Origin of the sequence: Burkholderia sp. S-53, from assembly GCF_025560745.1 — a bacterium.
Lineage (GTDB): Bacteria > Pseudomonadota > Gammaproteobacteria > Burkholderiales > Burkholderiaceae > Burkholderia > Burkholderia pyrrocinia.
On the sequence record NZ_CP090484.1, the window covers coordinates 1,324,474 to 1,350,046 of the forward strand.

At 65.0% G+C, this 25,573-nt stretch carries 19 protein-coding genes, 2 rRNA genes and 1 riboswitch; of the genes, 10 read left to right on the forward strand and 11 right to left on the reverse strand.

All coding sequences use genetic code 11. The annotated features are described in order from the left end of the window. Window positions 1–3: 3 nt before the first annotated feature. Window positions 4–762: a DeoR/GlpR family DNA-binding transcription regulator gene (locus LXM88_RS28030; protein WP_175918620.1), complete on the reverse strand. Its 759-nt coding sequence runs from the start codon at window positions 760–762 to the stop codon at window positions 4–6. Between the two features lie 207 nt (window positions 763–969). On the opposite strand from LXM88_RS28030, the gene LXM88_RS28035 reads away from it, so the two are divergent. The 3 genes from LXM88_RS28035 (at window position 970) to nadE (ending at window position 3,388) form a co-directional block, all read left to right on the forward strand. Further along, complete coding sequence (locus tag LXM88_RS28035; protein ID WP_006480515.1) at window positions 970–1,155, forward strand: hypothetical protein; 186 nt, start codon at window positions 970–972, stop codon at window positions 1,153–1,155. A gap of 239 nt (window positions 1,156–1,394) precedes the next feature. Then, on the forward strand, window positions 1,395–2,264 hold the full coding sequence (locus LXM88_RS28040) for a DMT family transporter (RefSeq protein ID WP_262546246.1): 870 nt from the start codon (window positions 1,395–1,397) through the stop codon (window positions 2,262–2,264). A 263-nt stretch (window positions 2,265–2,527) separates the two neighbouring features. Continuing rightward, on the forward strand, window positions 2,528–3,388 hold the full coding sequence (nadE, locus tag LXM88_RS28045) for an ammonia-dependent NAD(+) synthetase (RefSeq protein WP_262546248.1): 861 nt from the start codon (window positions 2,528–2,530) through the stop codon (window positions 3,386–3,388). Window positions 3,389–3,503: 115 nt separating this feature from the next. Here nadE and LXM88_RS28050 read toward each other — a convergent pair whose 3' ends face one another. The 3 genes from LXM88_RS28050 to LXM88_RS28060 all read right to left on the reverse strand — a co-directional run bounded on the left by LXM88_RS28050 (window position 3,504) and on the right by LXM88_RS28060 (window position 7,740). After that, on the reverse strand, window positions 3,504–5,186 hold the full coding sequence (locus tag LXM88_RS28050) for a S10 family peptidase (protein WP_262546250.1): 1,683 nt from the start codon (window positions 5,184–5,186) through the stop codon (window positions 3,504–3,506). Window positions 5,187–5,259: 73 nt separating this feature from the next. Further along, window positions 5,260–6,852 carry a S53 family peptidase gene (locus tag LXM88_RS28055; RefSeq protein WP_262546253.1) on the reverse strand — a complete coding sequence of 531 codons (1,593 nt, stop codon included), beginning with the start codon at window positions 6,850–6,852 and terminating at the stop codon, window positions 5,260–5,262. 261 nt (window positions 6,853–7,113) lie between these two features. Then, window positions 7,114–7,740 carry a LysE family translocator gene (locus LXM88_RS28060; RefSeq protein ID WP_262546255.1) on the reverse strand — a complete coding sequence of 209 codons (627 nt, stop codon included), beginning with the start codon at window positions 7,738–7,740 and terminating at the stop codon, window positions 7,114–7,116. Window positions 7,741–7,874: 134 nt separating this feature from the next. Between LXM88_RS28060 and LXM88_RS28065 the strand changes: the two genes are divergently transcribed. Then, window positions 7,875–8,339 carry an Lrp/AsnC family transcriptional regulator gene (locus tag LXM88_RS28065; protein WP_059238912.1) on the forward strand — a complete coding sequence of 155 codons (465 nt, stop codon included), beginning with the start codon at window positions 7,875–7,877 and terminating at the stop codon, window positions 8,337–8,339. 57 nt (window positions 8,340–8,396) lie between these two features. Here the strand turns inward: LXM88_RS28065 and LXM88_RS28070 are convergent, their stop codons facing one another. Beyond that, window positions 8,397–9,308, reverse strand: a complete 912-nt coding sequence (locus LXM88_RS28070; RefSeq protein ID WP_262546260.1) for a LysR family transcriptional regulator — start codon at window positions 9,306–9,308, stop codon at window positions 8,397–8,399. A 139-nt stretch (window positions 9,309–9,447) separates the two neighbouring features. Between LXM88_RS28070 and speB the strand changes: the two genes are divergently transcribed. Together speB and LXM88_RS28080 are read left to right on the forward strand one after the other, a co-directional pair. Beyond that, window positions 9,448–10,404 carry an agmatinase gene (speB, locus tag LXM88_RS28075; protein WP_175962088.1) on the forward strand — a complete coding sequence of 319 codons (957 nt, stop codon included), beginning with the start codon at window positions 9,448–9,450 and terminating at the stop codon, window positions 10,402–10,404. Window positions 10,405–10,465: 61 nt separating this feature from the next. Continuing rightward, a complete protein-coding gene (locus tag LXM88_RS28080) occupies window positions 10,466–11,791 on the forward strand; it encodes an MFS transporter (protein WP_262546264.1) in 1,326 nt (441 codons plus the stop codon). A 281-nt stretch (window positions 11,792–12,072) separates the two neighbouring features. On the opposite strand, the gene metE is transcribed toward LXM88_RS28080, so the two are convergent. Continuing rightward, window positions 12,073–14,367 (reverse strand): 5-methyltetrahydropteroyltriglutamate--homocysteine S-methyltransferase, encoded by a 2,295-nt coding sequence (gene metE, locus LXM88_RS28085; protein WP_262546265.1) that lies wholly within the window; start codon window positions 14,365–14,367, stop codon window positions 12,073–12,075. Window positions 14,368–14,493: 126 nt separating this feature from the next. Here metE and LXM88_RS28090 point away from each other — a divergent pair, with 126 nt between their 5' ends. Then, window positions 14,494–15,402, forward strand: coding sequence for a LysR family transcriptional regulator (locus LXM88_RS28090; protein ID WP_262546267.1), 909 nt, complete (start codon window positions 14,494–14,496; stop codon window positions 15,400–15,402). 21 nt (window positions 15,403–15,423) lie between these two features. On the opposite strand, the gene LXM88_RS28095 is transcribed toward LXM88_RS28090, so the two are convergent. Together LXM88_RS28095 and LXM88_RS28100 are read right to left on the reverse strand one after the other, a co-directional pair. After that, window positions 15,424–16,146 carry a CbtA family protein gene (locus tag LXM88_RS28095; protein ID WP_262546269.1) on the reverse strand — a complete coding sequence of 241 codons (723 nt, stop codon included), beginning with the start codon at window positions 16,144–16,146 and terminating at the stop codon, window positions 15,424–15,426. Between the two features lie 13 nt (window positions 16,147–16,159). Continuing rightward, window positions 16,160–16,369: a CbtB domain-containing protein gene (locus tag LXM88_RS28100; RefSeq protein ID WP_006488502.1), complete on the reverse strand. Its 210-nt coding sequence runs from the start codon at window positions 16,367–16,369 to the stop codon at window positions 16,160–16,162. 33 nt (window positions 16,370–16,402) lie between these two features. Then, window positions 16,403–16,544: riboswitch (cobalamin riboswitch) on the reverse strand. A 46-nt stretch (window positions 16,545–16,590) separates the two neighbouring features. Here LXM88_RS28100 and LXM88_RS28105 point away from each other — a divergent pair. From LXM88_RS28105 to LXM88_RS28115, 3 genes are all read left to right on the forward strand, one after another. Next, complete coding sequence (locus LXM88_RS28105) at window positions 16,591–17,178, forward strand: histidine phosphatase family protein (RefSeq protein ID WP_262546285.1); 588 nt, start codon at window positions 16,591–16,593, stop codon at window positions 17,176–17,178. Window positions 17,179–17,358: 180 nt separating this feature from the next. After that, window positions 17,359–18,951 carry an inorganic phosphate transporter gene (locus tag LXM88_RS28110; RefSeq protein ID WP_262546288.1) on the forward strand — a complete coding sequence of 531 codons (1,593 nt, stop codon included), beginning with the start codon at window positions 17,359–17,361 and terminating at the stop codon, window positions 18,949–18,951. 360 nt (window positions 18,952–19,311) lie between these two features. Beyond that, window positions 19,312–20,055, forward strand: coding sequence for a 2OG-Fe(II) oxygenase (locus LXM88_RS28115; protein ID WP_262546291.1), 744 nt, complete (start codon window positions 19,312–19,314; stop codon window positions 20,053–20,055). 282 nt (window positions 20,056–20,337) lie between these two features. Here the strand turns inward: LXM88_RS28115 and LXM88_RS28120 are convergent, their stop codons facing one another. The 3 genes from LXM88_RS28120 to LXM88_RS28130 form a co-directional block, all read right to left on the reverse strand. Continuing rightward, window positions 20,338–21,762, reverse strand: coding sequence for a DHA2 family efflux MFS transporter permease subunit (locus tag LXM88_RS28120; protein ID WP_262546294.1), 1,425 nt, complete (start codon window positions 21,760–21,762; stop codon window positions 20,338–20,340). A gap of 583 nt (window positions 21,763–22,345) precedes the next feature. After that, window positions 22,346–22,458 (reverse strand): 5S ribosomal RNA (gene rrf, locus LXM88_RS28125). A 181-nt stretch (window positions 22,459–22,639) separates the two neighbouring features. Further along, a 23S ribosomal RNA gene (locus tag LXM88_RS28130) occupies window positions 22,640–25,522 on the reverse strand. Window positions 25,523–25,573 lie beyond the last annotated feature (51 nt).

Genomic DNA, 25,573 nt, shown 5'->3' on the forward strand with positions numbered 1-25,573 from the left:
GCGTCAGTCGCACACGAGCAGTTCGATCCCGCGTGCGGTCAGCGCGCGGCGCACGGCCTTGTCGGGCGCGCGTTCCGTCACGAGATAGCGCGCGGCGGCCGCGCCGTTGATCCGCACCGGCGTCACGCGGCCGAATTTCGAATGGTCGGCGACGATGATTGCCGTGCCGGCCGCCGCGATCATCCGGCTGCGCACCTCGGCCGCGATCCGGGAGTAGTCGGTGCACTCGCCGTCGGGCGTGATGCCGCCGGCGCCGACGAACGCGAAATCGACGTGGTATTGCGCGAGCTGGTGAATCGTGTCGAGCCCGAAGGTTGCGTCCTCGTCGTCGGACAGCTCGCCGCCGAGCAGCGTCACGCGGTTGCCGTTGCGCCGCGCGAGCACGAACGCGGTGCGCCAGTCGTTCGTGTAGATCGACAGCCGGTGCCGGTCGGCGAGCGCCAGCGCGACCGCATGCGGCGTGCTGCCCGAATCGATCAGCACCGATGCGTCGTCGGGCACGAACTCGGCCGCGCGCCGCCCGATCGTGCGTTTCGCTTCGGCGTTCGCGGCTTCGCGCTCGGACAGGCTCGGCTCGCGGCGATCGGCGGCCAGCGCGCCGCCGTGCGTCATCACGAGCAGGCCGCGCGCGGCGAGCGCGTTCAGGTCGCGCCGCACGGTCTCGCGCGACACGTCGAGCGAGCGCACGAGCTCCGCGACCGACAACGCGCCCGACCGTCCGAGCTCCGACAGGATGTATTGATGACGTTGTTCCGCCAGCATCGCGTGTGCGCCCGAGGCGACTGGTAATGGGTAAGCCGGCCATTGTATTACGGCCGTTTGACCGCGATTTGACTGCGGCGCGAAACGCGGCCGGCCGGTTTCGCGAAAGCGAAATTCTGTATTGCCTGACGCGCGCGAATCGGCGCGGTGCCGGTTGCTACACTTTGCGCTTCCTCGAACGACAGACCAGGCAAAGGGGTCCGCACAATGTATCGCAAAGGCAGCGTGATCGAAATCCAGTTTCCGCCCGAACGACTCAACGATGCGGCCGGCGATCCGTACTGGATCGACCTGACGCTCGACGAGGCCCGCCGGCTCTACGAGCAGCTCGCCGCACGCTTCGCGACCGACGCGCGCGCCAACCAGCCGCTCGACACGTTCTCGATCGACTGATCTCCGCCGCTTCTCGCTTGCCCGCACCGCGTGCGGTGTGGCGCCCTTCCCGTCCGCGCTCCGCTCGCGCCCGCCGATAGCCGGCCCGCGCCTCAAGCAGGACGCCCGGCACGCAACGAGCGCCGGCGCATTCACACGATGCGCGGCCCGAGTGCAGGATTCGACAAGACGCCGCTGCCGCTTCCCCCGATACTGGCCGACTTTACGATTCCGTCCGGCCGCATCGCGGCCCGCCTCGCATGCTTACCTCGATCGTCGCCGCCGCTTTCGTCGCGCTGTGGTCCACCGGCTTCATCGTTGCACGGGCCATCAAGCCCTACGCCGATCCCAACCTGTTCCTGCTCGCGCGTTTCGCGGGCACGGCCGCGCTGTTCGGCACGGTGGCGCTCGTCGCGCGCGCGCCGTGGCCGGCCCGCCGCGAGTGGCCGCGCCACCTGATCGCAGGCGCGCTGCTGCAGGGCGTCTATCTCGGCGCGAGCTACTGGGCCGTCGCGCAAGGGCTGAACGCGGGCGTCATGGCGCTGCTCGGCGCGCTGCAGCCGCTCGCCACCGCCGTGCTCGCCGTCCCGCTGTTCAACGAGCGCCTGCCCGCGCGCGGCTGGTTCGGGATGGCGCTCGGGCTCGCCGGCGTCGCGCTCGTGCTGGCGCCGAAGGTCGCGGGCGGCGTCGCGCCGCCGCCGGGCGCGGCGCCCGCATGGTTCGTGGTTGCCGTGTCGGTGCTCGCGGTCGGGTCGATCACCGCCGGTTCGCTGTACCAGAAAGGCAGGCTCGCGCAGAGCGACCTGCGCACCGCGGTCGCCGTGCAGAACTTCGGCGCGGCGATCGTCGCGGCGATCTTCGTCGTGCTGCTTCATGAAACCCGCTGGATCGGCGCGCCGGCGCTGTGGGTGTCGCTCGTGTGGGGCGTCGTGTTCCTGTCCGGCGGCGCGGTCACGATGCTGATGTGGATGCTGCGGCGTGGCAACGCGGCGCGCGCAACGTCGCTGCTGTTCCTCGCGCCGCCGCTTGCCGCGCTGCAGGGTTACCTGTTGTTCGGCGAGACGCTCGCGGCGATCCAGCTGTTCGGCTTCGCGCTCGCGCTGGCGGGCGTCGTGCTCGCGCGGCGCTGACGCGGGCGCACATGTGCGGTCGTGCGGTCGTGCGGTCGTGCGGTCGCGCGGCCGCGCCGACGCTTGCCGACAAGCTCATCGAGACCTGCGTCACGAACGCCCTTCCCGCAGCATCCTGCACCCGCCCGGCGCACCGTGCACCACGGCGAGGCAGCGCGTCTCGCCGAAGCAACGCAGGGCGGCCGGATCGCATGCCCGGCGCGGCGCCCCGCCGCGATTGCGCTTATGATGGGCGCCTTGCATTTCGTTCCGGAACTCCCTTCATGACATCCGCCGATTACGCCAGCCGCCAACGCGCGATCATTGCCGAACTGAACGTCGCCCCGCACTTCGACGCCGAGGCCGAGATCGCCCGCCGCGTCGATTTCCTCGCGCACTACCTTCGTTCAACCGGCCTGCGGACCTACGTGCTCGGCATCAGCGGCGGCGTCGATTCGTCGACGGCCGGGCGGCTCGCGCAACTGTCGGTCGAACGCCTGCGCGCCGACGGCTACGATGCGCGCTTCATCGCGATGCGTTTGCCGAACGGCGTGCAGAACGACGAAGCCGATGCGCAGCGCGCGCTCGCGTTCGTGCGTGCGGACGAGGAACTGACCGTCGACGTGAAGCCGGCCGCCGATGCGATGCTCGCGTCGCTGGTCGCATCCGGCCATGCATTCGACACGCCCGCGCAACAGGATTTCGTGCACGGCAACATCAAGGCGCGCGAGCGCATGATCGCGCAGTACGCGGTGGCCGGCGCGCGGCGCGGCATCGTGATCGGCACCGATCACGCGGCCGAATCGCTGATGGGTTTCTTCACGAAGTTCGGCGACGGCGGCGCGGACATCCTGCCGCTCGCGGGCCTGAGCAAGCGCCGCGTGCGCGCGGTTGCCCGCGCGCTCGGCGGCGAGGAATCGATCGTGATGAAGGTGCCGACGGCCGACCTCGAGGAACTGCGCCCGCTGCGCCCCGACGAGCACGCATACGGCGTCAGCTACGACGAGATCGACGATTTCCTCGAAGGCAAGCCGGTCAGCGACCATGTGTACGAAACGGTGCTGCGCTTCTACGACGGTTCGCGCCACAAGCGCGCGCTGCCGTACACGCCGTTCGACTGGCCGACCGCTCAAGCCGGCCACTGACGCGGAAATACCGCCGCGATCCGGCGCTGCGGCCTGACAACCGGCCGGCAGCGTCGGAACCCGACCGCCGCGCGAGCCCTGGCGGCAACGCGCGGCAACCAGGAGACAGGCAACGCTACGCGTGCCCGCCCGTCTCCGTCTTCTTCACCTGCAGCGCGCGAATCCGCATCCGCGCGCCCGTATCGCTGACCGTCGTGTCGTACATCGTCGCGAGATCGCGTTTGAGCGCAGTGCGCGAGCCGCCGTCGAGATACACCATGTGCCCCGACGGATAGAAACGCGCGGACAGGTTCTGCCGCACCTTCTGATCCTCGAGCGGCATCTGCTGCAGGTCGATCACGGTCTGGTAGAACGGCGTGACGAAATCGTACAAGCCGTTCGCCGACAGCACCTTCAGGTCGACGTTCAACGCCATCACCGCGGCGAGATCGCCGGCCGTGTAGAGGATCACGTTCCCCTGCGCATCGATGCCCTGCTGCGCGCCGGTCGGGTCGATGTGGCTGAAATCCCAGTTCCGGAACGCCTGGTCGTTCAGATCCGTGAACGCGGAATTCGACGTGTACTTCAGTTGCTCGTTCAGGTAGCTGTTCCACATCGCCGTATAGACGCCCGTCACGGCCGTCATCGTCGGATCGTTGCCGCCCGAGTTCGGGTCGATCTTGCCGGCGATGCCCGTCGAGATCGCGGTCACGCGGCCGTCGTACGAGCCGAGCGCGAGCCCCTGCGCATGCAGCAGCGTCGTCAGGAACAGCGAATTGCCGCGCGTGTCGTAGCCGGCGATGTTGAGGTTCCACGACTGCAGCGTCGCCGTGTCGATGCCCGTGTATTCCGACAGTTTCTGCACGGCGGCCGGATCCGCATGCGGGACCGCGCGCAGCGCGTTCAGGTAGTCGGTGCGCGCGAACTGCGCGACTTCCTCGACGAACGCGCCGAGATCGGTCGGCGCCGGCGTGACGCCGAGTTTCTTGTGATACCACGCGTCGGCCGCCGCGGTCGGCAGCGCGCCGACCGGGTTGCCGGCCTGCCGGTAGTCGAGGATCGACGATTGCAGCGTGACGCCGTTCAGGTCGATGCCGTCCTCGTGCAGCTTGTACGCGAGCACGCAGCTGCGCGCGGTGCCGTACGATTCGCCGAACAGGTATTTCGGCGAATTCCAGCGGTTGTTCTTCGTCAGGTAGCGCTTGATGAACTGCTTCAGCGAATCCGCATCCTGGTCGACGCCCCAGAAGTTGCGGTTCTTGTTCGGCGCGACGGCCGCCGAATAACCGGTACCGACCGGGTTGATGAACACCAGGTCGCTGTGGTCGATCATGCTGTCCGGGTTGTCTTCCATCTGGTACGGCGCGGGCGGAGTGAAACCCGGCATCGACGTCTTGATGCGCTTCGGCGCGAACGAGCCGAGCAGCACGAACACCGACGACGAACCGGGCCCGCCGTTATAGAAGAATGTCACGGGCCGCGTTTCCTCCGTCGCGCCGTCGGCCGTGAATGCAACGTAGAAGATCTTCGCGGCCGGCTGCGAACTGCTCGGGTCGACCGTCACGAGGTGGCCGGCCGTTGCCGTGTACGCGATGCGCTTCCCGCCGATCAGGATCGCGTGATGCGTGATCGCGGCCGCTTCGGTCGTGTCGGTCACCGAATCGTCGGGGCCGTTGCCGTACGCAACCGGATCGAAGAACGGCTGGTCGCGGCCGTGACTCAACGCGACCGGATTGACGGTCGGCGGCACGCTCTGCGAATTGTGGTCGCCGTGATGCAGCGGATAAACGCCGCCGGAAGATGCGGAATCGATGCCCATCGTGCTGCTCCTGGAGGTGAAAAAAGACGCGGGCAGGAAACCCGCGTCGAACGGAAAAGCGTGTGGCGATGCGTCAGCTCGACGGCTTGCGCGCGAGGACCGCGGCGAGCTGCGCGCCGTCCGGGCTGCCGAGGCCCGTGCATGCGTCCCAGCCCGACGCGGCCGCATACGTGCCGTTCGATCCTTTCGTGATATCGCGCAGCGCGCCCGGATTCTTGTACAACACCGGATTGACCCAGCCGGCCGATGCACCGGCCGCCGCATTGATTCGCGCGATCAGCGCGGCCCACAGCGGCGCGACCGCGCTCGTGCCGCCCATCACGGCGGCCGTTCCGGCGACCGACACCTCGTAGCCCGTCTGCGGCGACGCATCGCCGGCGACGTCCGGCACACCGCGCTTCGCGAGCGGCGTGCTGCTGCCGTCGGCGCGCGTGACGGTGAGCCCCTGCTGCCACGCCGGCAGGTCGAACAGCGTGCTGACACCGCCGCCGCCCGCACCGCCGCCCGACGCCTCGTCGTTCCACGTGACCTCGCTGCGGATGCCCTGCCCGGGCAGCGCGTCGAGCTGCGTGCCGCCGCAGCCGAGCACGTACGGGCTCGATGCGGGGAAGTCGACGTGATCGGCGCCGTCCTGCAGCCCGTCGCCCGAACCGCTGTCGCCCGATGCCGCGCACACCGTGATGCCCTGCGCGGCTGCCGCCTGCAACACGCGGTTGAACGCCTGCGCCGACTGCGCCTGCCAGACCGCTTCCGGGCCGCCCCAGCTGATCGAGATCACCGACGGTTTGTTGGTCGTGTCGTTGACGGCCGCGTTGACGGCCTGGATGAAGCCTGCGTCGCTGTTCGGTGCGAAGTAGACTGCGATCTTCGCGGCCGGTGCGATCGCGCCGGCGATCTCGATGTCGAGCGCGACTTCGCCGTCCGGGCCGTTCGGGTCGCCGGACGGCGTATTGCGGCCGGTGCCGACGTTCACGTCGACGAGCGTCGGCGGCGTCTTGATCCCGAGCCCGCTGAAATACTGCTGGATATCGGCCGCGCGATAACCGCCGCCCAGTTCGACGATCGCGATGCATTGCCCGGCGCCATCGCCGGCCGGAAAGCCGTACAGCGACGCGAGCTGGACCGGCGTGAACGTGACGCCCGCCGCGCCGCCGCGCGCGGGCCTGAACGGCGGACGCAGCCGGAAGTGCGGCCGCGCCTGCGGGCGGCTGTCGAGACCGAGCACGGCCGTGACGGCATCGCCGAGATCGTCGGGCAACACGATCGGGCCGGAGCGGCCGCGATACTGGCCGATCGACTGATGCTCGAAGCGCTCGAGCTTGACGCCGAACGCGGCTTCGAACTGCTGGATCATGCCGGACAGCACGACGACGCTTTCGACCGGATCGACGCGATCGACCGTCAGCTGGTGACGGCGCGCGAAGTCCTCGGCCTTGCGAATGTCGTCGGGATTGGCGGAAAAACGTTGCGCGAAGGTTTCGCGCGACACCGGTTTCGCTTGCGCGTCGCCGGTGGCGAGCTGGTGAAGCAGCGTGTCGAGTTGCCCTTCTTCCTGCCGCCGCAACATGATCGTGACGTGGATGCGTTCTGCCGGATCGCACGGACCGAGGCACTTGGACTCGGCGACGATTCGGGGTTCACGGTCGGCGTGAAGATGCCTTGCCATGTTCTGACCCTCCTTGGTACCGCGTTGCACGGAACAGCCAGGAAATCGGACATAGCCGGCGGAAGTCGGTTCCGTTCGGTCAGTCGGTTCGCAGCAGCGCGAAGTTAAACGGAGTTTAGATCAGTCAGACGATTTGCGCGCAAGCCCTTCTGCAGCAGAGCTTGCGCGCGAAGGCCGGCATTGCGCGCGGCCTGACCCGATCGGTGCATCGATACCGCTCGGCCAGTGTCGGCCCGCGCGGTATCGACGCGCCGGTGGCGCTCAGTCCATCGACAGGCGCAGCGCGAAACCGATCAGCGCCGCGGAAAACGTCCAGCGCTGCACGGTCTGCGCGAGCGGATGCGCGCGCATCCACGCCGCGATGCGCGACGCGCCGAACACGCACGCGAGGTCGAAGCACACGCCGGCCGCGACCAGCAGCGCGCCGAGTTCGAACATCTGCACGACGACCGGCCCGGCCTCGGGCCGCACGAACTGCGGCAGCAGCACCGAGCAGAACAGCAGCGCCTTCGGGTTCAGCAGGTTCGTCAACAGCCCCTTCACGAACGACTGCCGCAGCTCGTCGGCGGTCGCGGCCGCATCGCTGTCGCCGAGCGCGAACACGGGCGAGCGGAACACCTGGATCGCGACATACGCGAGATACAGCGCGCCGCCGTAGCGGATCACCTCGTACAGCCACGGCGCGCTGCGGATCAGTGCTGCGACGCCGCATGCGGACAGCGTCACGTGCGCGGTGCGCGCAAGCGACAGGCCGCCCGCCGCCGCCAATCCCGGCCGCACGCCGCGGCCGATGCTGGTCTGCAGCACGAGCGCCATGTCGGGCCCCGGCACCGCATAAATGGCCGCCAGCGCGGCGAGATAGATCAACAGCAAATGCGTGGAAATCATGTTCTGCCCCCGTCCTTCAATGACGATATGTTGCCGCTGAAGATGGAGGGATTATTGGCCATCTTTGGCTCGGGATTGCCGTTCCATAGTGGAATCCGCCACAATCACGGAACCTGAACACGGATTCCGCCAAAATGACCGAACTCGACAAAACCGATCGCGCGATCCTCGCTGCGGTGCAGCGCGACGGCCGCCTGCCGATCGCGCGTCTCGCCGAATCCGTCGGCCTGTCCGAGACGCCTTGCGCGCGACGCCTGAAACGTCTCGAAAGCGACGGCTACATCGAGCGCTACCGCGCGCAACTGTCGCGCCAGGCGCTCGGCTTCGGCGTCGTCGCGTTCGTGCTCGTGCGGTTCGCGACGCACGACCGCAAGGTCGCCGACCGGTTCGAACGGGAAGTGCTGGGCATCGAGCGGATCCTCGCGTGCCACAACGTCGCGGGCACGGCCGACTACCTGCTGCAGGTGGTCGCGCGCGACCTCGACGACTACGGCACGTTCCTGCGCGACTCGCTGCGGATGCTGCCGGGCGTGACGTCGATCGAATCGGCGCTGTCGCTGCGCGAGGTGAAGCACGACGCGGGGTTGCCGGTGCCGTGATGCGCGCGGCGGGCCGCGCCGATGTAACGCTCGTTCACATTGCCGGCGGCGTCGGCATCACGCGATGTCCGGCGCCTGGTGTGCGCGCTCGAGATCCTCGAGAAACGCCTCCACGAGCGGATTACCGCGCCCGTTGCGCGCGACGACCATGTGGAATGTCACGTCGTAGCGCAGTTGCTCCGGATTGAGCGGCGCGAGCAGCCCCTGCGCGACGTACGGCGCCGCGAAGTGCTGCGGCAGGTAGCCGAGGTGATGGCCGGACAGGATCAGCAGCGCGACGGCCTCCATGTTGTCGGCGGTCGCGGTCACGCGGTCGGGCGTCGTCGACATCTGCGCTTCCGGCAGCGGATACGAGCGCCACGCCCATTCGAAGCCGGCCACGTCGGCCGGCGTCAGCGCGCCGGCGCCGTCGAACAGCGGATGGCCGCGGCCGCAGTACGCGACCTGGCGCTCGATGAACAGCGGCGTGTAGTGCAGCGACGGCACGCGGTGCCAGAAGTAGCCGACCGCGATCTGGATCTCGTCGCTCAGCAGTTTCTCCTCGAGATCGCCCGGCGCGCGCACGGAAATCGAGAAGCGCACGGCCTCGTCGCGCGTGCGGAACGCGGCGATCGCCTCGGCGATCCGCGCGTTCTGGCTGACCGGCGTATGGCCGATCAGGCCGATGTTCAGCGTGCCGACCAGCTGGCGGTCCATGTGCCGCGCGGCCATCCCGAATTCATCGAGCGCCGCGAGCAGCTTGCGGCTCATCGCATGAAACCGCTCGCCCTTCGGCGTGAGCCGGAAGCCGCTGCGGCCGCGTTCGCAGAGCCGGTAGCCGAGCCGCGTCTCGAGCGACGACAACTGCGCGCTGATCGTCGACTGCCCGACGTTCAGCACCGCCTGCGCGGCCGATACGCCGCCCGCGTCCGTGACCGCGAGAAACACGCGGATCAACCGCAGATCGAGGGTCGACAGATTCCCCAGCACGCTCTTCCCCTTCCATACATCGATGAAAATCGATGTTAACGTCGATATCTTCGCATTCTTCTTTCCCGGCGGAGCGCGTAAAACTGTGCGCCAAGCCGCGTCGAATGATACGGCAACCCCACATCGGAAGAGGCGCCCCATGAACGACCACACCCATTTCCAGCCGCTCGGCGGCAATGAGATGCCGCGCTGCGGCGGCATCGCGACGATGATGCGCCTGCCGCACGTGGCGAGCGCCGAAGGCCTCGACGCATGCTTCGTCGGCGTGCCGTTCGATCTCGGCACGTCCAACCGCACCGGCGCGCGCTTCGGCCCGCGCCAGATCCGCACCGAATCCGTGCTGCTGCGCCCGTACAACATGGCCACCCGCGCCGCGCCGTTCGATTCGCTGCAGGTCGCCGACATCGGCGACGTCGCGATCAATCCGTACAACCTGCACGATTCCATCGCGCGCATCGAAGCCGCGTACGACGCGATCCTCGAGCACGACTGCAAGCCGGTCACGCTCGGCGGCGACCACACGATCGCGCTGCCGATCCTGCGCGCGATCCACCGCAAGCACGGCAAGGTTGCATTGATCCACGTCGATGCACACGCCGACGTGAACGACACGATGATGGGCGAAAAGATCGCGCACGGCACGCCGTTCCGCCGCGCGGTCGAGGAAGGCCTGCTGCACGGCGACAAGGTCACGCAGATCGGCCTGCGCGGCACGGGCTACGCGGCCGAGGATTTCGACTGGTGCCGCGAGCAGGGCTTCCGCGTCGTCCAGGCCGAGGAATGCTGGAACAAGTCGCTCGCGCCGCTGATGGAAGAAGTGCGCGCCCGCGTCGGCGACACGCCCGTCTACATCAGCTTCGACATCGACGGCATCGATCCGGCCTACGCACCGGGCACGGGCACGCCGGAAATCGCGGGCCTCACGGTGCCGCAGGCGCTCGAGATCATCCGCGGCGCGAAGGGGCTGAACATCGTCGGCTGCGATCTCGTCGAAGTCGCGCCGCCGTACGACCCGTTCGGCACCACAGCGCTGCTGGGCGCGAACCTCGCGTACGAGCTGCTGTGCGTGCTGCCGGGCGTCAAGTACCGCGACTGATCCCGCCGCAACACCACGACACACATTCCAAATCAAAGGATTCAAGAGGAGCAAAGCAAGGATGGGGACTTCCGTCAAACAACCGAAGCGGGCGGCGCTCGCGTCGTTCGTCGGCACCACGATCGAGTGGTACGACTTCTATAGCTACGCGACCGCCGCCGCCATCGTGTTCGGGCCGCTGTTCTTTCCCGGCGAAAACCGCTTCATCAGCCTGCTCGCGTCGTTCGGCTCGTTCGCGGTCGGCTTCTTCGCGCGACCGCTCGGCGGCGTGATGTTCGGCTATCTCGGCGACCGCTTCGGCCGCAAGCGTTCGCTGCTCGCGACGCTGATGCTGATGGCCGTGTCGACGGTCGCGATCGGCCTGCTGCCGACCCATGCACAAGCCGGCGTGATCGCACCGATCCTGCTCGTGCTGATGCGCGTGCTGCAAGGCATCGCGGTCGGCGGCGAATGGGGCGGCGCGGTGCTGCTCGCCGGCGAGCATGCGCCCGAAGGCAAGCGCACGTTCTTCGCATCGTTCGCGCAGCTCGGCAGCGCGAGCGGGCTGATCCTGTCGATGCTCGCGTTCGGCGCGATCAGCACGCTGTCGAAGGACGACATGATGAGCTGGGGCTGGCGCGTGCCGTTCCTCGCGAGTTCCGTGCTGCTGATCGTCGGCTTCGTGATCCGCGCGAGCGTGTCCGAGTCGCCCGAGTTCGAGGAGGTCAAGAGGAGCGGCAACACCGCGCAGAACCCGGTGCGCGAAGCGCTCAAGTACTGGCCGCTGCTGCTGCTCGCGATCGGCGCGAACGTGTACGGCATCGCCGGCGTGTATTTCAGCAACATCTTCATGATCAGCTACGCGACGCAATTCCTGTCGCTCGACCGGTCGATGGTGCTGCATTGCATGACGATCGTCGCGGTGCTGCAGTTCGTCGTGCAGCTCGCGGCCGCGTTCCTCGCGCAGCGCTTCGGCACCACGCGCGTGCTGCTGATCACCGGCGCATGGGCCGCGATCGTCCCGTTCGTGATGCTGCCGCTCGTGCACATGGGCACGCCGCTGTCGATCACGGTCGGCGTCGGCCTCGCGACGCTCGCGGAATCGGGCTACTACTCGGTGGTCGCGGGTTTCGTCAGCGGCATCTTCGTCGCGCGGATCCGCTATACGGCAATCTCGATCGCATACCAGGTGTGCGGCGCGCTCGCCGGCGGCCTCACGCCGCTCGTCGCGACCGTCATCGCGCAGAACGTCGCGCCGCAATGGTGGCCGCTCGCGATCCAGTACACGAGTGCCGCGATCCTGTCGTCGCTGTGCGTGTGGCTGATCTCGCGCCGCGTCAGCATCGACGATGCCAGTGCGCCCGGCAAGACGAACGAGTCGCTGCCGCGCGGGGCGCGTACCGCGTAATTTACGCACGACGGGCAGGCGGCTTCGCCTGCCCGGTTCTCGCGCATACGGGGCGGCCGACAGGTCGCCCGTTCTTCTTCCGGGAATCCACTCCCCGCCTGTTTCGCGACGACGTCACCGTCAGTCTTCCCGACTGCCTTCGTCAGGTGTTTTCACACGGTAGTACTTCACGCCGATCCGGATAACGACGCGTCCCGGGGCCTGCCCGGGACGGTCTGGACCGATGCAGCGCCTGTCGCCGGATCGTCGATCGCGACAAGCAGGCGCACAGCGTTCGCGCGTTATTGCATCGGGTTGCGCAGCGTCTTCGCGGCCGCGACCATGTTCGTCAGCGCCGGAATGACCTCCGCCCACTGGCGCGTCTTCAGGCCGCAGTCCGGGTTCACCCACAGACGCTCCGCCGGAATCCGTTCCGCCGCCTTCTTCATCAGGCCGACGATGTGATCCTGCGTCGGGATGTTCGGCGAATGGATGTCGTACACGCCCGGCCCGATCTCGTTCGGATACCTGAAGTTGTCGAATGCATCGAGCAGTTCCATGTCCGAACGCGACGTCTCGATCGTGATCACGTCCGCATCCATGTCGGCGATCGACGCGATGATGTCGTTGAACTCCGAATAGCACATGTGCGTGTGGATCTGCGTATCGTCCTGCACGCCGTTCGCGGTGATGCGGAACGATTCGACTGCCCACTTCAGGTACTCGCTCCATTGCGCGCGGCGCAGCGGCAGCCCTTCGCGCAGCGCGGCCTCGTCGATCTGGATCACGCGCACGCCGGCCGTCTCGAGATCGAGCACTTCGTCGCGGATCGCGAGCGCGAGCTGGTAGCACGACACCGAGCGCGGCTGGTCGTCACGCACGAACGACCAGTTCAGGATCGTCACGGGGCCGGTCAGCATGCCCTTCATCGGCTTGCTCGTCAGCGACTGCGCGTATGTGATCCATTCGACCGTCATCGCCTTCGGGCGGCTGATGTCGCCGAACAGGATAGGCGGCTTCACGCAGCGCGAACCGTACGACTGCACCCAGCCGAACTGGCTGAACGCGTAGCCGTCGAGCTGCTCGCCGAAGTACTCGACCATGTCGTTGCGCTCGGCCTCGCCGTGCACGAGCACATCGAGTTCGAGCGACTCCTGTTCGCGGACGCTGCGTTCGATTTCAGTCTTCATCGCGGTGCGGTAGCCCGCTTCATCCAGCGCGCCGGCCTTGAACTGGCTGCGCGCCTGGCGGATCTCGGCCGTCTGCGGGAACGAGCCGATCGTCGTCGTCGGGAAGGCCGGCAGGTTCAGTCGCGCCGACTGCTTCGGCGCACGCTGCGTATACGGGCTCGCGCGGTTGCCGAGCTGCGCGTCGATGCGCGCGATCGCGGCCTTCACCGCCGGGTTGTTCACGCGCGGCGAGCGGCGGCGCGAATCGATCGCGGCGGCGTTCGCGGCAAGCGCATCGGCCACTTGGTCGCGGCCTTCGTTCAGCGCGGTCGCGAGCACCTTCAGCTCGTCGAGCTTCTGCAGCGCGAACGCGAGCCACGAACGGATCTCCGCGTCGAGCTTCTCCTCGCTCGCGAGATCGACCGGCACGTGCAGCAGCGAGCACGACGGCGCGAGCCACAGGCGATCGCCGAGCTGCTTCGCGAGCGGTTCGAGCCAGTCGAGCGTCGCGTTCAGGTCCGTCTTCCAGATGTTGCGGCCGTTGATCGCACCAACCGACAGCACGCGCCCGGCCGGCAGTTCGCGCGCCAGTGCATCGATTTCGTCGCGTGCATTGATCGCGTCGATATGCAGGCCGTCGACCGGCAGCGAGGCAGCGAGCGTCAGGTTGTCCTGAAGCTGGCCGAAGTAGGTGGCGAGCAGCAGCTTGATGCGGCGCGTCTCCAGCGCCGCATAGGCGGTGCGGAATGCCTGCCGCCATTCGGCGTCGAGCTCGGTGACGAGGATCGGTTCGTCGATCTGCACCCATTCGACGCCCTGCGCGGTCAGCGTATCGAGCAGCGCACCGTACACGGGCAGCAGCTTCGGCAGCAGCGCGAGGCGATCGGAATCGTCCTTCGCCTTGCCGAGCCACAGGTACGTGACGGGGCCGAGAATCACCGGCTTCGCGTTCACGCCCTGCGCGTTCGCCTCGGACAGTTGCTGGAGCAGGCGCGACGGGTCGAGCGAGAAGTTCGTGTCCGCGTGGAATTCCGGCACGATGTAGTGATAGTTCGTGTCGAACCACTTCGTCATTTCGCCGGCCGAGACGCCGCCGCAGCACGCGGCGTGCTCGTCCGCCGACTGCGCCGAACGGCCGCGCGCGACGCGGAAATAGTTGTCGAGCACGTCGCCGTGGAAGCCCTGCACGCGCTTCGGCAGGTTGCCGAGCGTGAAGCTCATGTCGAGCACCTGGTCGTAGAACGCGAAATCACCGATCGGTGCCAGGTCCAGATCGCGCTGGTCGTTCCAGTGACGCTGGCGCAGCTCGGCGCCGAGCGCCTTCAGCTCGTCGCGCGACGATTCGCCTTTCCAGTAGCGTTCGAGACCGAACTTGAGTTCGCGCTGCGCGCCGATGCGCGGAAAACCGAGGTTGTGTGTGGTGACCATGACGCTGCCGTCCAGATGTAGTGAATGTCCGGCAGCCATGATAGGGATTTCAACACATGAAATAAAATGGCATTATTTCATTCATCCATTAAAGTTGTTCATGTATCCGTTGGGTGAGCGATAACCATGCTGGAACGATTCCATCTCGTCGTGATTCGTGAAGTCGAGCGCCAGGGCTCGCTGACTGCGGCCGCCAATGCGCTGCACCTCACGCAATCGGCGCTCAGCCATACCGTCCGGAAAATCGAGCAGCAGCTCGGCACGCCGATCTGGGATCGGGAGGGCCGCGGCCTGCGGCTCACGCAGGGCGGGCAGTATCTGCTGAAGCTGGCGAACCGGCTGCTGCCGCAGTTCGAGCTCGCCGAGGAGCGGATGAAGCAGTACGCGAAGGGCGAGCGCGGCACGCTGCGCATCGGGATGGAGTGCCACCCGTGCTACCAATGGCTGCTGAAGGTGGTGTCGCCGTACCTGTCGCGCTGGCCCGACGTCGACGTGGACGTGAAGCAGCGCTTCCAGTTCGGCGGTATCGGCGCGCTGTTCGGTTACGACATCGACGTGCTCGTCACGCCCGATCCGCTGAACAAGCCGGGCCTGCACTTCGTTCCCGTGTTCGACTACGAGCAGGTGCTGGTGGTCGCCGACTCGCACCGGTTCGCGAACGCCGACTACGTGACGCCCGAGCAACTGACCGACGAGATTCTGATCACGTACCCGGTCGAAACCGACCGGCTCGACATCTACAACCAGTTCCTGACGCCGGCCGGCATCGTGCCGAGGCGACACAAGTCGATCGAGACGACCGACATCATGCTGCAGATGGTCGCGAGCGGGCGCGGCGTGGCCGCGCTGCCGAGATGGCTCGCCGACGAATACGCGGACCGGATGCCGGTCGTGCCGGTCAAGCTCGGCAAGAAGGGGATCGCGAAGCAGATCTTCCTCGGCATCCGCGAAGCGGATGCGTCGATCGACTATCTGGCCGCGTTCGTCGCGCTTGCGCGCGAATCGACGTGGAGCGCGCCGCGCATGCTGCGCTAGGCGCGCCCTGTTGCCATGCGTTCAGGCGGCGCGCATGCCGGTGCGTTCGCCACGCTCGACCCATGCGCCGAACAGCAGGCCGATCGTCGTCCACATGATCACCTGCATCCCGATGGCCGCGACGCGGAACTTCCACAGCACGGCGGCCGGGAAGGTGGCCGGCACTTCGTTGATCGACGGCAGCCCGAACTGCACGGCCGCGATGATCGCGACGAACACGAGCCCCGCGACGATCGATGCGTTCCATTGGCCGAGCTTCGCCAGCAGATGGCGGCGCACGCTGATCGAGAACACCATCGTCGCGATCGAGATCGCGATCATCAGGAAGAACAGCCCCGTGCGATAGCCGATCGTGTCCGGATCGCCGACCGACGGCGGATTGGCCGGGTACATGATGTTGGGCACGATCACGAGCGCGACGAACGCCGCCAGCGCAAGCCATGCGGCCAGCGGCCGTGCCGGGAGGCGGCCGCCTCGCCCGTATGCATACGCAAAGACCAGCGAGAACAGCCCGCCGAATGCCGCGCCATAGGTCACGACGCCCGTCAGCAGGCCGAGGCCGGCCTGCGTGTCGCGGCTGACCAGCTCGGGCTCCGGCGCGTCGCCTTTGGCGGCATCGAGCTTTTCTTCAAAGGAGATTGCCTGATCGACTTGCGGTTCGCCGACAATTTTCGCGAAACCGAACGTGAGGAGGCCCGCGGCGATGCCTGCGAGCATCCCGCGCATGAGCAGCTTTCCGACCATCGTGTACTCCGCGTCAGTGGCAGGGAAAGCCGAGCAGATGGCGGCCGTCGTGGACGAATTCGTGCACATACATGCCCGGCACGAGCGACGTCGCGCCCTGTTCCGCGCCGACGAAATAGAGTGCGAGCAACAGGATCAGGCCGACGAACACGGCCCACGGCAACAGTTCACGGACGGGGATGGGGGCCGGCACGACCGCCGGCTTCAGCACTGCTTCGCTCATGGATGCACCTCAGGGGAATCGCGCCCCGACAAATGTTGGATGGGTACGAAGGCAGGTCTGGCTTCCGGGATCGAGGATCCCCGGTTACAGTGGCGCGACCGCGCCGGAATTGCACCGGCTTCCGCGTTTCGTATCGGGCGAATTGTACGCTCGAACATCCGCGTATTGAAGTGAAGCCCAGCGGACGGCCGCGCACTGCCCCGCCCCCGCCGAAAACCGACATGAACATGCATGCCTCGCTGCGCCTGATCGCACACGCATCGACCCGGGCGATGCGCACCGGCACGTTTTCCGACGACGATCCGCTCGATGCACGCGGGCTCGCCGACGCCACCGCGCTGCGCGACCGTTGGGCGGGCGTCGCCGGCGCGCTCGTGCTGTGCAGCCCCGCATGCTGCGCGCGACAGACCGCCGATGCGCTCGGGCTGCGTGCCGGCATCGATGACGCGTTGCGCGACATCGACTACGGAAACTGGCGCGGCAAGCGGCTGCACGACCTCGCACGCGACCTGCCGGATGAACTGGGCGCATGGATCGGCGATCCGTCCGCGTCGCCGCACGGCGGCGAATCGTTCGACGCAGCCACGCGCCGCGTCGGCGCATGGTTGAATGCGCTGCAGCACGGCTGCGACATTGTCGCGATCACGCATGCGGCGATCGTTCGCGCGGCCGTCGCGCATACGCTGCGGATGGATTCCAGGGCAGCAACCGGCATCGACGTCGCACCGCTGTCGTGCACGACGTTCGTTGCATCGCCGCACGGCTGGACGTTGATCGCGGACGGCGATCGCCACGACATCGACGCGTAAGCCCCTGCCGTGTTGCGTTCACTATGTGGACCGCGATGCGAGCCGACGTATCTCGTCGCGATCGCATATCGATGCCTGCCTGACATCACTGCAAGACATACCGTTCGTCATCCCGACTGTCATCAAACTGACTGCTGGCCGAAGCTAGGATCGGACACGGTTCCCTTACGAGATGCCGTCATGAATCAACCAGCTTCGTCCGCGTCGAACAATCCGGGCTCCGTCGAACGCACCCGGCAGGTCGGCTATGCCGTCTTCCTGCTGGTGCTCGCGGTCGGCGCCGTCTATATCGCCACGCACCTGATCGACGATCTGTCGCCGGTCCGCGAAGGGTCGCTGTTCCCGTACCTGATGCTCGGCGCGGCACTGCTGATCGCGCTCGGCTTCGAATTCGTCAACGGTTTCCACGACACGGCGAACGCGGTCGCCACCGTGATCTATACGCACGCGCTGACGCCGAACGTCGCGGTGATCTGGTCCGGCATGTGGAACTTCCTCGGCGTGATGGTCTCGAGCGGCGCCGTCGCGTTCGGCATCCTGCAGTTGCTGCCGGTCGAGCTGATCCTGCAGGTCGGCAGCAGCGCGGGCTTCGCGATGGTGTTCGCACTGCTGATCGCCGCGATCGTGTGGAACCTCGCGACCTGGTATTTCGGGTTGCCGTCGTCGAGCTCGCATACGCTGATCGGGTCGATCATCGGCGTCGGGCTGATGAACCAGCTGATGCACGGGCCGTCGGGCACGAGCGGCGTCGACTGGGGCCAGGCGCTCGGCGTCGGCAAGTCGCTGCTGTTGTCGCCGATCGTCGGATTCCTGTGCGCGTCGCTGCTGCTGCTCGTGCTGAAGGCCGTCGTGCGGATTCCGGAGCTGTACAAGGAGCCGCCGAAGGATCAGCCGCCGCCGTTCTGGATCCGCTGCCTGCTGATCCTGACCTGCACGGGCGTGTCGTTCGCGCACGGTTCGAACGACGGGCAGAAAGGGATGGGTCTCATCATGCTGATCCTGATCGGCACGGTGCCGACCGCGTATGCGCTGAACAAGGCCGTTACGCCGGCCGAATCGCAGACCTTCGTGGCGGTCGCGAACCAGGCAGCCGCGACGTTCGGGAAATACACGAACGGCGTTGCGCCGTCCGCGAACCCGCGTGCCGACGTCGAACACTACGTGCAGCGCCGCGAGTTGACGCCCGCAGTGCTGCCGGCCGTGCAGCAGTTGTCCACGTCGCTCGCGACCGCGGTCGGCGCGTCGGGCTCGATGGCGGCGGTGCCGCAGCGCGACGTCGACAACGTGCGCAACACGATGTATCTGGTGTCCGAAGCGATTCGCCTGATCGAGAAGTCGGGTCAGCCCGCGTTTGCCGCCGACGACAAGCTCGCGATCGACAACTATCGCAAGCAGCTCGATCAAGCGACCAAGTTCATTCCGACGTGGGTGAAGGTTGCCGTTGCGATTGCGCTGGGCCTCGGCACGATGGTCGGCTGGAAGCGGATCGTCGTGACCGTCGGCGAGAAAATCGGCAAGCAGCATCTGACGTACGGACAGGGCGCGTCGGCCGAGCTCGTCGCGATGCTGACGATCGGCGCCGCCGACGTGTACGGGCTGCCCGTGTCGACGACACACGTGCTGTCGTCGGGCGTCGCGGGCACGATGGCGGCGAACGGGTCCGGCTTGCAATGGAGCACGGTGCGCAGCCTCGTACTCGCATGGGTGCTGACGCTGCCGGCGTCGATCGCGCTCGCGGGCGGGCTCTACTGGCTGTTCCGGTCGGTGGCCTGATCGGGGACGCGGCGGGTGGCCGGCGGCAGCCGGCCGCCTTCCGTAGAAGGTCCGCCCCTCGCTTCTCCGCTTCTCCGCTTCTCCGCTTCTCCGCTTCTCCGCTTCCCCGCTTCCCCGCTTCTCCGCTTCTCCGCCCCGACACTTCGACACTTCGACGCATTCGCGTGCGCCCATGCCACATCGGGAACTTTCCCCTCTTCCTTTTCCGAATTGGAGCGCAAGATCTGGAGCGCGCCGGCGCACGGACATCGCTAGACTGGGTTCATCAACTTTCATCGTGGATTCACCCGTGCGCGCGACGTTTCCCGAGCATTCCGCGCGACCGCACGACGCCACACTGCTGACGAACGAGGTACGCCCGTGAACATCGCCGATCTGCAACCTGCCGTCGAATCGCTGGACATCGCGCAACGCGTCGACACACTCGACTGGACGACCGTCGATGCCGACCTTGATCGCTACGGATGCGCGCGCGTGCCGGGCGTGATCTCGGCGAGCGAGTGCGATGCGCTCGCATCGCTCTATCCGCGTGATGCGCTCTATCGTTCACGCGTCGTGATGGCGCGGCACGGATTCGGGCGCGGCGAATACAAGTATTTCGCGTATCCGCTGCCCGCGATCGTCGCGGAGCTGCGTACGACGATCTACCCCCATCTCGCGCCAATCGCGAATCGCTGGAACCAGGCGCTCGGGATTGACGTCCGCTATCCGAAAGACCATGCGGCCTTCCTCGACCGCTGCCACGCCGCGGGACAGACACGACCGACACCGCTGATCCTTCAATACGGTGCCGACGACTACAACTGCCTCCATCAGGATCTGTATGGCGAGCACGTGTTTCCGCTGCAGGTCGCGATCCTGCTGTCGGCGCCCGGCCGCGATTTCACCGGAGGGGAGTTCGTGTTGACGGAACAGCGGCCACGCATGCAGTCGCGTGCGGAAGTGGTGCCGCTGACGCAAGGCGACGCGGTGATCTTCGCCGTGCACGGCAGGCCCGTGCAAGGAACGCGCGGCGTCTATCGCGTCAACCTGCGCCACGGCGTAAGCCGGATCAGAAGCGGACACCGCCACACGGTCGGCATCATCTTCCACGACGCGCAGTGACAGGTGACGGTCACCGGGACGAACACGGTACGGTCGTGCGGCTTGTCACGTCGATGGATTCGCACAGGAAACGACGTGCATCTGTCGCGCCAATCGCGCGTCATCACTCACGGTTCGTTACGGCTGGACATCGCCGTGCGATCTGCTCACCTGTCCACCATGACAGATGACTGATTTCGCTACCTGTCAGGTCATCGCAGCCAGGACGGACGACGATTCAAGTGAGCGACAGAAAGCCAAAGCACTCATCTGCCGCGACACCAACGCGATTGGCGGTTCGGCCTACCCCCGCGCCATATTCGCCCGCAGCCGGTCGCCTGCATCGGCTGCCAATCGCGCGTAGCCCGGCAACGTCAACAGTGCGAGCACACCCGCCGCGACAAACGCCCAGCGGAAATCGTCGAGTACGTAATGCATGCCGGCCGCATCGCCACGCACCAGCGCCGCGAGCCGCAGCGACAACGCGCCGAACGCGATCCCCATCCCGATCGTCATCTGCTGCGCGGCGCTCCACAACGTGCTGGCCGCGCTCGTCTGGTGAGCCGGGATATCCGCATAGGCCAGCGTCGCGAGCGTCGTGAACTGCATCGACCGCGTGAGCCCGTAGACGAATACGACGAGCAGCGTGATGGCCAGCGGCGTCGACGCGGTCAGCCAGCCGCACGCGATCGTGAAGATGCCGACGATCGTCACGTCGACGAGCGCGACGCGCCGGAAACCGTAGCGGTCGAGGATCCACGACGTACCCGCCTTCATGCCGAGATTGCCGAGCGCGCTCGCAAGCAGCAGCAGGCCGGACTGGAACGGCGACAGCCCGAAGCCGATCTGGAACAGCAGCGGCAGCAGGTACGGCACGGCGTTGATCGCCATCCGAGTGATCGAGCCGGTGATCACCGTCACCGAGAACGTCGGCACCTTCAGCGTCGTGAAATCGAGCAGCGGATGTGCGCTACGCTGCGCATGCAACCACGCGGCGATGCCGAACAGCACGCTCGCGCCCACCAGCACCGCCGCACGCGTGAAATCGACATCCTGCTGGCCCGCCGTCTCGGTGCCGATCAACAGGCAAGTCAGCGCTCCGCCGGCCAGCACGAAGCCAACCCAGTCGAGCGGCCGCTGCTCGTCGGCCCGCGTGTTCCGGACGATCAGCCAGGTACAGACGAGCGCGGCGACGCCGAACGGGACGTTCAACAGGAAGATCCATCGCCAGGACGCATAGGTCGTGATGAAGCCGCCGATCGGCGGCCCGACGACAGGCGCGACGATGCCCGGCCAAGTGATCGTCGCGATTGCGCGCATCAGCCTTGCTTTCTCGGTGCTGCGCACGACGATCATCCGTCCGACCGGCACCATCATCGCCCCGCCGACGCCCTGCAGCAGCCGCGCAGCCGTGAACGTCACCACGCCATCGGACAGCCCGCACAGCACCGACGCTCCGGTAAAGACGACGATCGCGCTGGCGAACACCGTACGCGATCCATACCGGTCCGCGATCCAGCCGCTGATCGGGATGAATACCGCAAGCGCCAGCATGTAGGCCGTCATTCCGAGGCTCAGCGCGTTCGGCCCGACGCCGAACGAGTGCGCCATTTGCGGCAGCGCGGTCGCGATCACGGTCGTGTCGAGGTACTCCATGAAGAACGTTGCGGCGACGAGATACGGCAAGAAGTCGGTCGTCCGACCACCTTGGGCAGGGCTGTCAGTCATGAACGGTGCAGGAGACGGAATTCGAAAGACACCGACCGCCAGCAGATGCAGACGAGCGCCGGGGATCGGAACGAACGGCGATATTACCCCGAAGGGCTTGGTCTTCGCTTTGCCGACTCATGTCGGACGAATGCACTTTATGCGCATAGATTTCGGGGACGGTTTCGTGCTGCGTCCACCGAGTGACGTGCTCGAACGGGTCGAGGCGAAGCGTGGAAGGATGAGTGGGTAAAGCTGGAGGATTTTCGCAGGAAAGCGTCATTTATCGAGCATTGTCGATTAACGTCGCTCATCATGAGTCATCGCAACATCATCTTTGGATGTATCGACATCAACCAAGCGCTGGGTGGAGGTGCATCGATGCGATGCGCAGAGGAACGGGCCTGAAGATATCAGCGGCGCGGAATTGCGGATCCAGGATCACTTGAATGTCCCGGCCGATCGTGTGGACGGACTGCGATGCTTGGATCAACGCCTTCGGCGGCCCAGTTCCGAGCGCGCTGCCCCGTCCTGGCCGACCTGCATTTTGTCCGCCCCAATGCAAAAACCCCCGCCTTTCGGGCGGGGGTTCTTGGCTTAGGGAGCCTGACGATTACCTACTTTCACACGGGAATCCGCACTATCATCGGCGTAGAGTCGTTTCACGGTCCTGTTCGGGATGGGAAGGGGTGGGACCGACTCGCTATGGTCATCAGGCAAAGAGGGTTGTCGCGTTGCTTCGCAGCGCGACCAATCGGGAAGAAGCAGTAATTTTGGGTTGTGAGCTGTATCTCACACGTACGCGGTTGCTCAACCGTCGTACGTCGAGTGCCTTGCACTCGACGCTCGATATCCGTAAGCGCTGAAGCGCTAACGGCTATCGAGACAGACTTGTTATAGGATCAAGCCTTACGGGCAATTAGTATCAGTTAGCTGAACGCATTACTGCGCTTACACACCTGACCTATCAACGTCCTGGTCTCGAACGACCCTTCAAGGGGATCTAGTCCCCAGGGATATCTCATCTTAAGGCGAGTTTCCCGCTTAGATGCTTTCAGCGGTTATCTCTTCCGAACATAGCTACCCGGCGATGCCACTGGCGTGACAACCGGTACACCAGAGGTTCGTCCACTCCGGTCCTCTCGTACTAGGAGCAGCCCCCTTCAAATATCCAACGCCCACGGCAGATAGGGACCAAACTGTCTCACGACGTTTTAAACCCAGCTCACGTACCTCTTTAAATGGCGAACAGCCATACCCTTGGGACCGGCTACAGCCCCAGGATGAGATGAGCCGACATCGAGGTGCCAAACACCGCCGTCGATATGAACTCTTGGGCGGTATCAGCCTGTTATCCCCAGAGTACCTTTTATCCGTTGAGCGATGGCCCTTCCATACAGAACCACCGGATCACTATGACCTGCTTTCGCACCTGCTCGACTTGTCGGTCTCGCAGTTAAGCACGCTTATGCCATTGCACTATCAGCACGATTTCCGACCGTACCTAGCGTACCTTCGTACTCCTCCGTTACGCTTTGGGAGGAGACCGCCCCAGTCAAACTGCCTACCATGCACTGTCCCCGACCCGGATCACGGGCCAAGGTTAGAACCTCAAACAAACCAGGGTGGTATTTCAAGGACGGCTCCACCGAAACTAGCGTTCCGGTTTCATAGCCTCCCACCTATCCTACACAGATCGGTTCAAAGTCCAATGCAAAGCTACAGTAAAGGTTCATGGGGTCTTTCCGTCTAGCCGCGGGTAGATTGCATCATCACAAACACTTCAACTTCGCTGAGTCTCGGGAGGAGACAGTGTGGCCATCGTTACGCCATTCGTGCAGGTCGGAACTTACCCGACAAGGAATTTCGCTACCTTAGGACCGTTATAGTTACGGCCGCCGTTTACCGGGACTTCAATCAAGAGCTTGCACCCCATCATTTAATCTTCCCGGCACCGGGCAGGCGTCACACCCTATACGTCCACTTTCGTGTTTGCAGAGTGCTGTGTTTTTATTAAACAGTCGCAGCCACCAGTTTATTGCAACCCCTTCACCCTCCTGGCGCAGGCCAGTCAAGCTACAAGGGCGTACCTTATCCCGAAGTTACGGTACCAATTTGCCGAGTTCCTTCTCCCGAGTTCTCTCAAGCGCCTTAGAATACTCATCTCGCCCACCTGTGTCGGTTTGCGGTACGGTCATCGTTAGACTGAAGCTTAGAGGCTTTTCTTGGAACCACTTCCAATTGCTTCGCTCCCTAAGGAGCTCGCGCCACACCCTTGAATTGCGCACCCGGATTTGCCTAAGTGCCTTCTCCAATGCAGCGACCGGGACTTCCAACACCCGGACAACCTTCCGCGATCCGTCCCCCCATCGCATCTAACAATGGTGCAGGAATATTGACCTGCTTCCCATCAGCTACGCATTTCTGCCTCGCCTTAGGGGCCGACTCACCCTACGCCGATGAACGTTGCGTAGGAAACCTTGGGCTTACGGCGAGGGGGCCTTTCACCCCCTTTATCGCTACTCATGTCAGCATTCGCACTTCCGATACCTCCAGCACGCTTTTCAACGCACCTTCGCAGGCTTACGGAACGCTCTCCTACCATGCGAGCATAGCTCGCATCCGCAGCTTCGGTATATAGCTTAGCCCCGTTACATCTTCCGCGCAGGACGACTCGATCAGTGAGCTATTACGCTTTCTTTAAAGGGTGGCTGCTTCTAAGCCAACCTCCTGACTGTTTTAGCCTTCCCACTTCGTTTCCCACTTAGCTATATTTGGGGACCTTAGCTGGCGGTCTGGGTTGTTTCCCTCTTGACACCGGACGTTAGCACCCGATGTCTGTCTCCCGTGATTGCACTCTTCGGTATTCGGAGTTTGCTATGGCGGGGTAATCTGCAATAGACCCCCCAACCATGACAGTGCTCTACCCCCGAAGGTGAGACACGAGGCACTACCTAAATAGTTTTCGGAGAGAACCAGCTATTTCCAAGTTTGTTTAGCCTTTCACCCCTATCCACAGCTCATCCCCTAACTTTTCAACGTTAGTGGGTTCGGACCTCCAGTACGTGTTACCGCACCTTCATCCTGGCCATGGATAGATCACTTGGTTTCGGGTCTACGCCCAGCAACTGAACGCCCTATTCGGACTCGCTTTCGCTACGCCTGCCCTATACGGTTAAGCTTGCTACTGAACGTAAGTCGCTGACCCATTATACAAAAGGTACGCCGTCACCCCTTACGAGGCTCCGACTGTTTGTATGCATGCGGTTTCAGGATCTATTTCACTCCCCTCCCGGGGTTCTTTTCGCCTTTCCCTCACGGTACTGGTTCACTATCGGTCGATCACGAGTATTTAGCCTTGGAGGATGGTCCCCCCATCTTCAGACAGGATTTCACGTGTCCCGCCCTACTTGTCGCACACCTAGTTCTTTCATACTGTTTTCGCCTACAGGGCTATCACCTGCTATGGCCGCACTTTCCAGAGCGTTCGGCTAACAATACAAATAAAGAGTGCAAGGCTCATCCCATTTCGCTCGCCACTACTTTGGGAATCTCGGTTGATTTCTTTTCCTGCGGTTACTTAGATGTTTCAGTTCACCGCGTTCGCTTCACTAGACCTATGTATTCAGTCTAGGATGACCCAAAAGGGCCGGGTTTCCCCATTCGGACATCTACGGATCAAAGCTCGTTTGCCAGCTCCCCGTAGCTTTTCGCAGGCTACCGCGTCCTTCATCGCCTGTGATCGCCAAGGCATCCACCACATGCACTTGTTCGCTTGACCCTATAACGAGTCTGTCTCTCCGACAGTCGTTACAGGTTGAGTTTTCGCGTT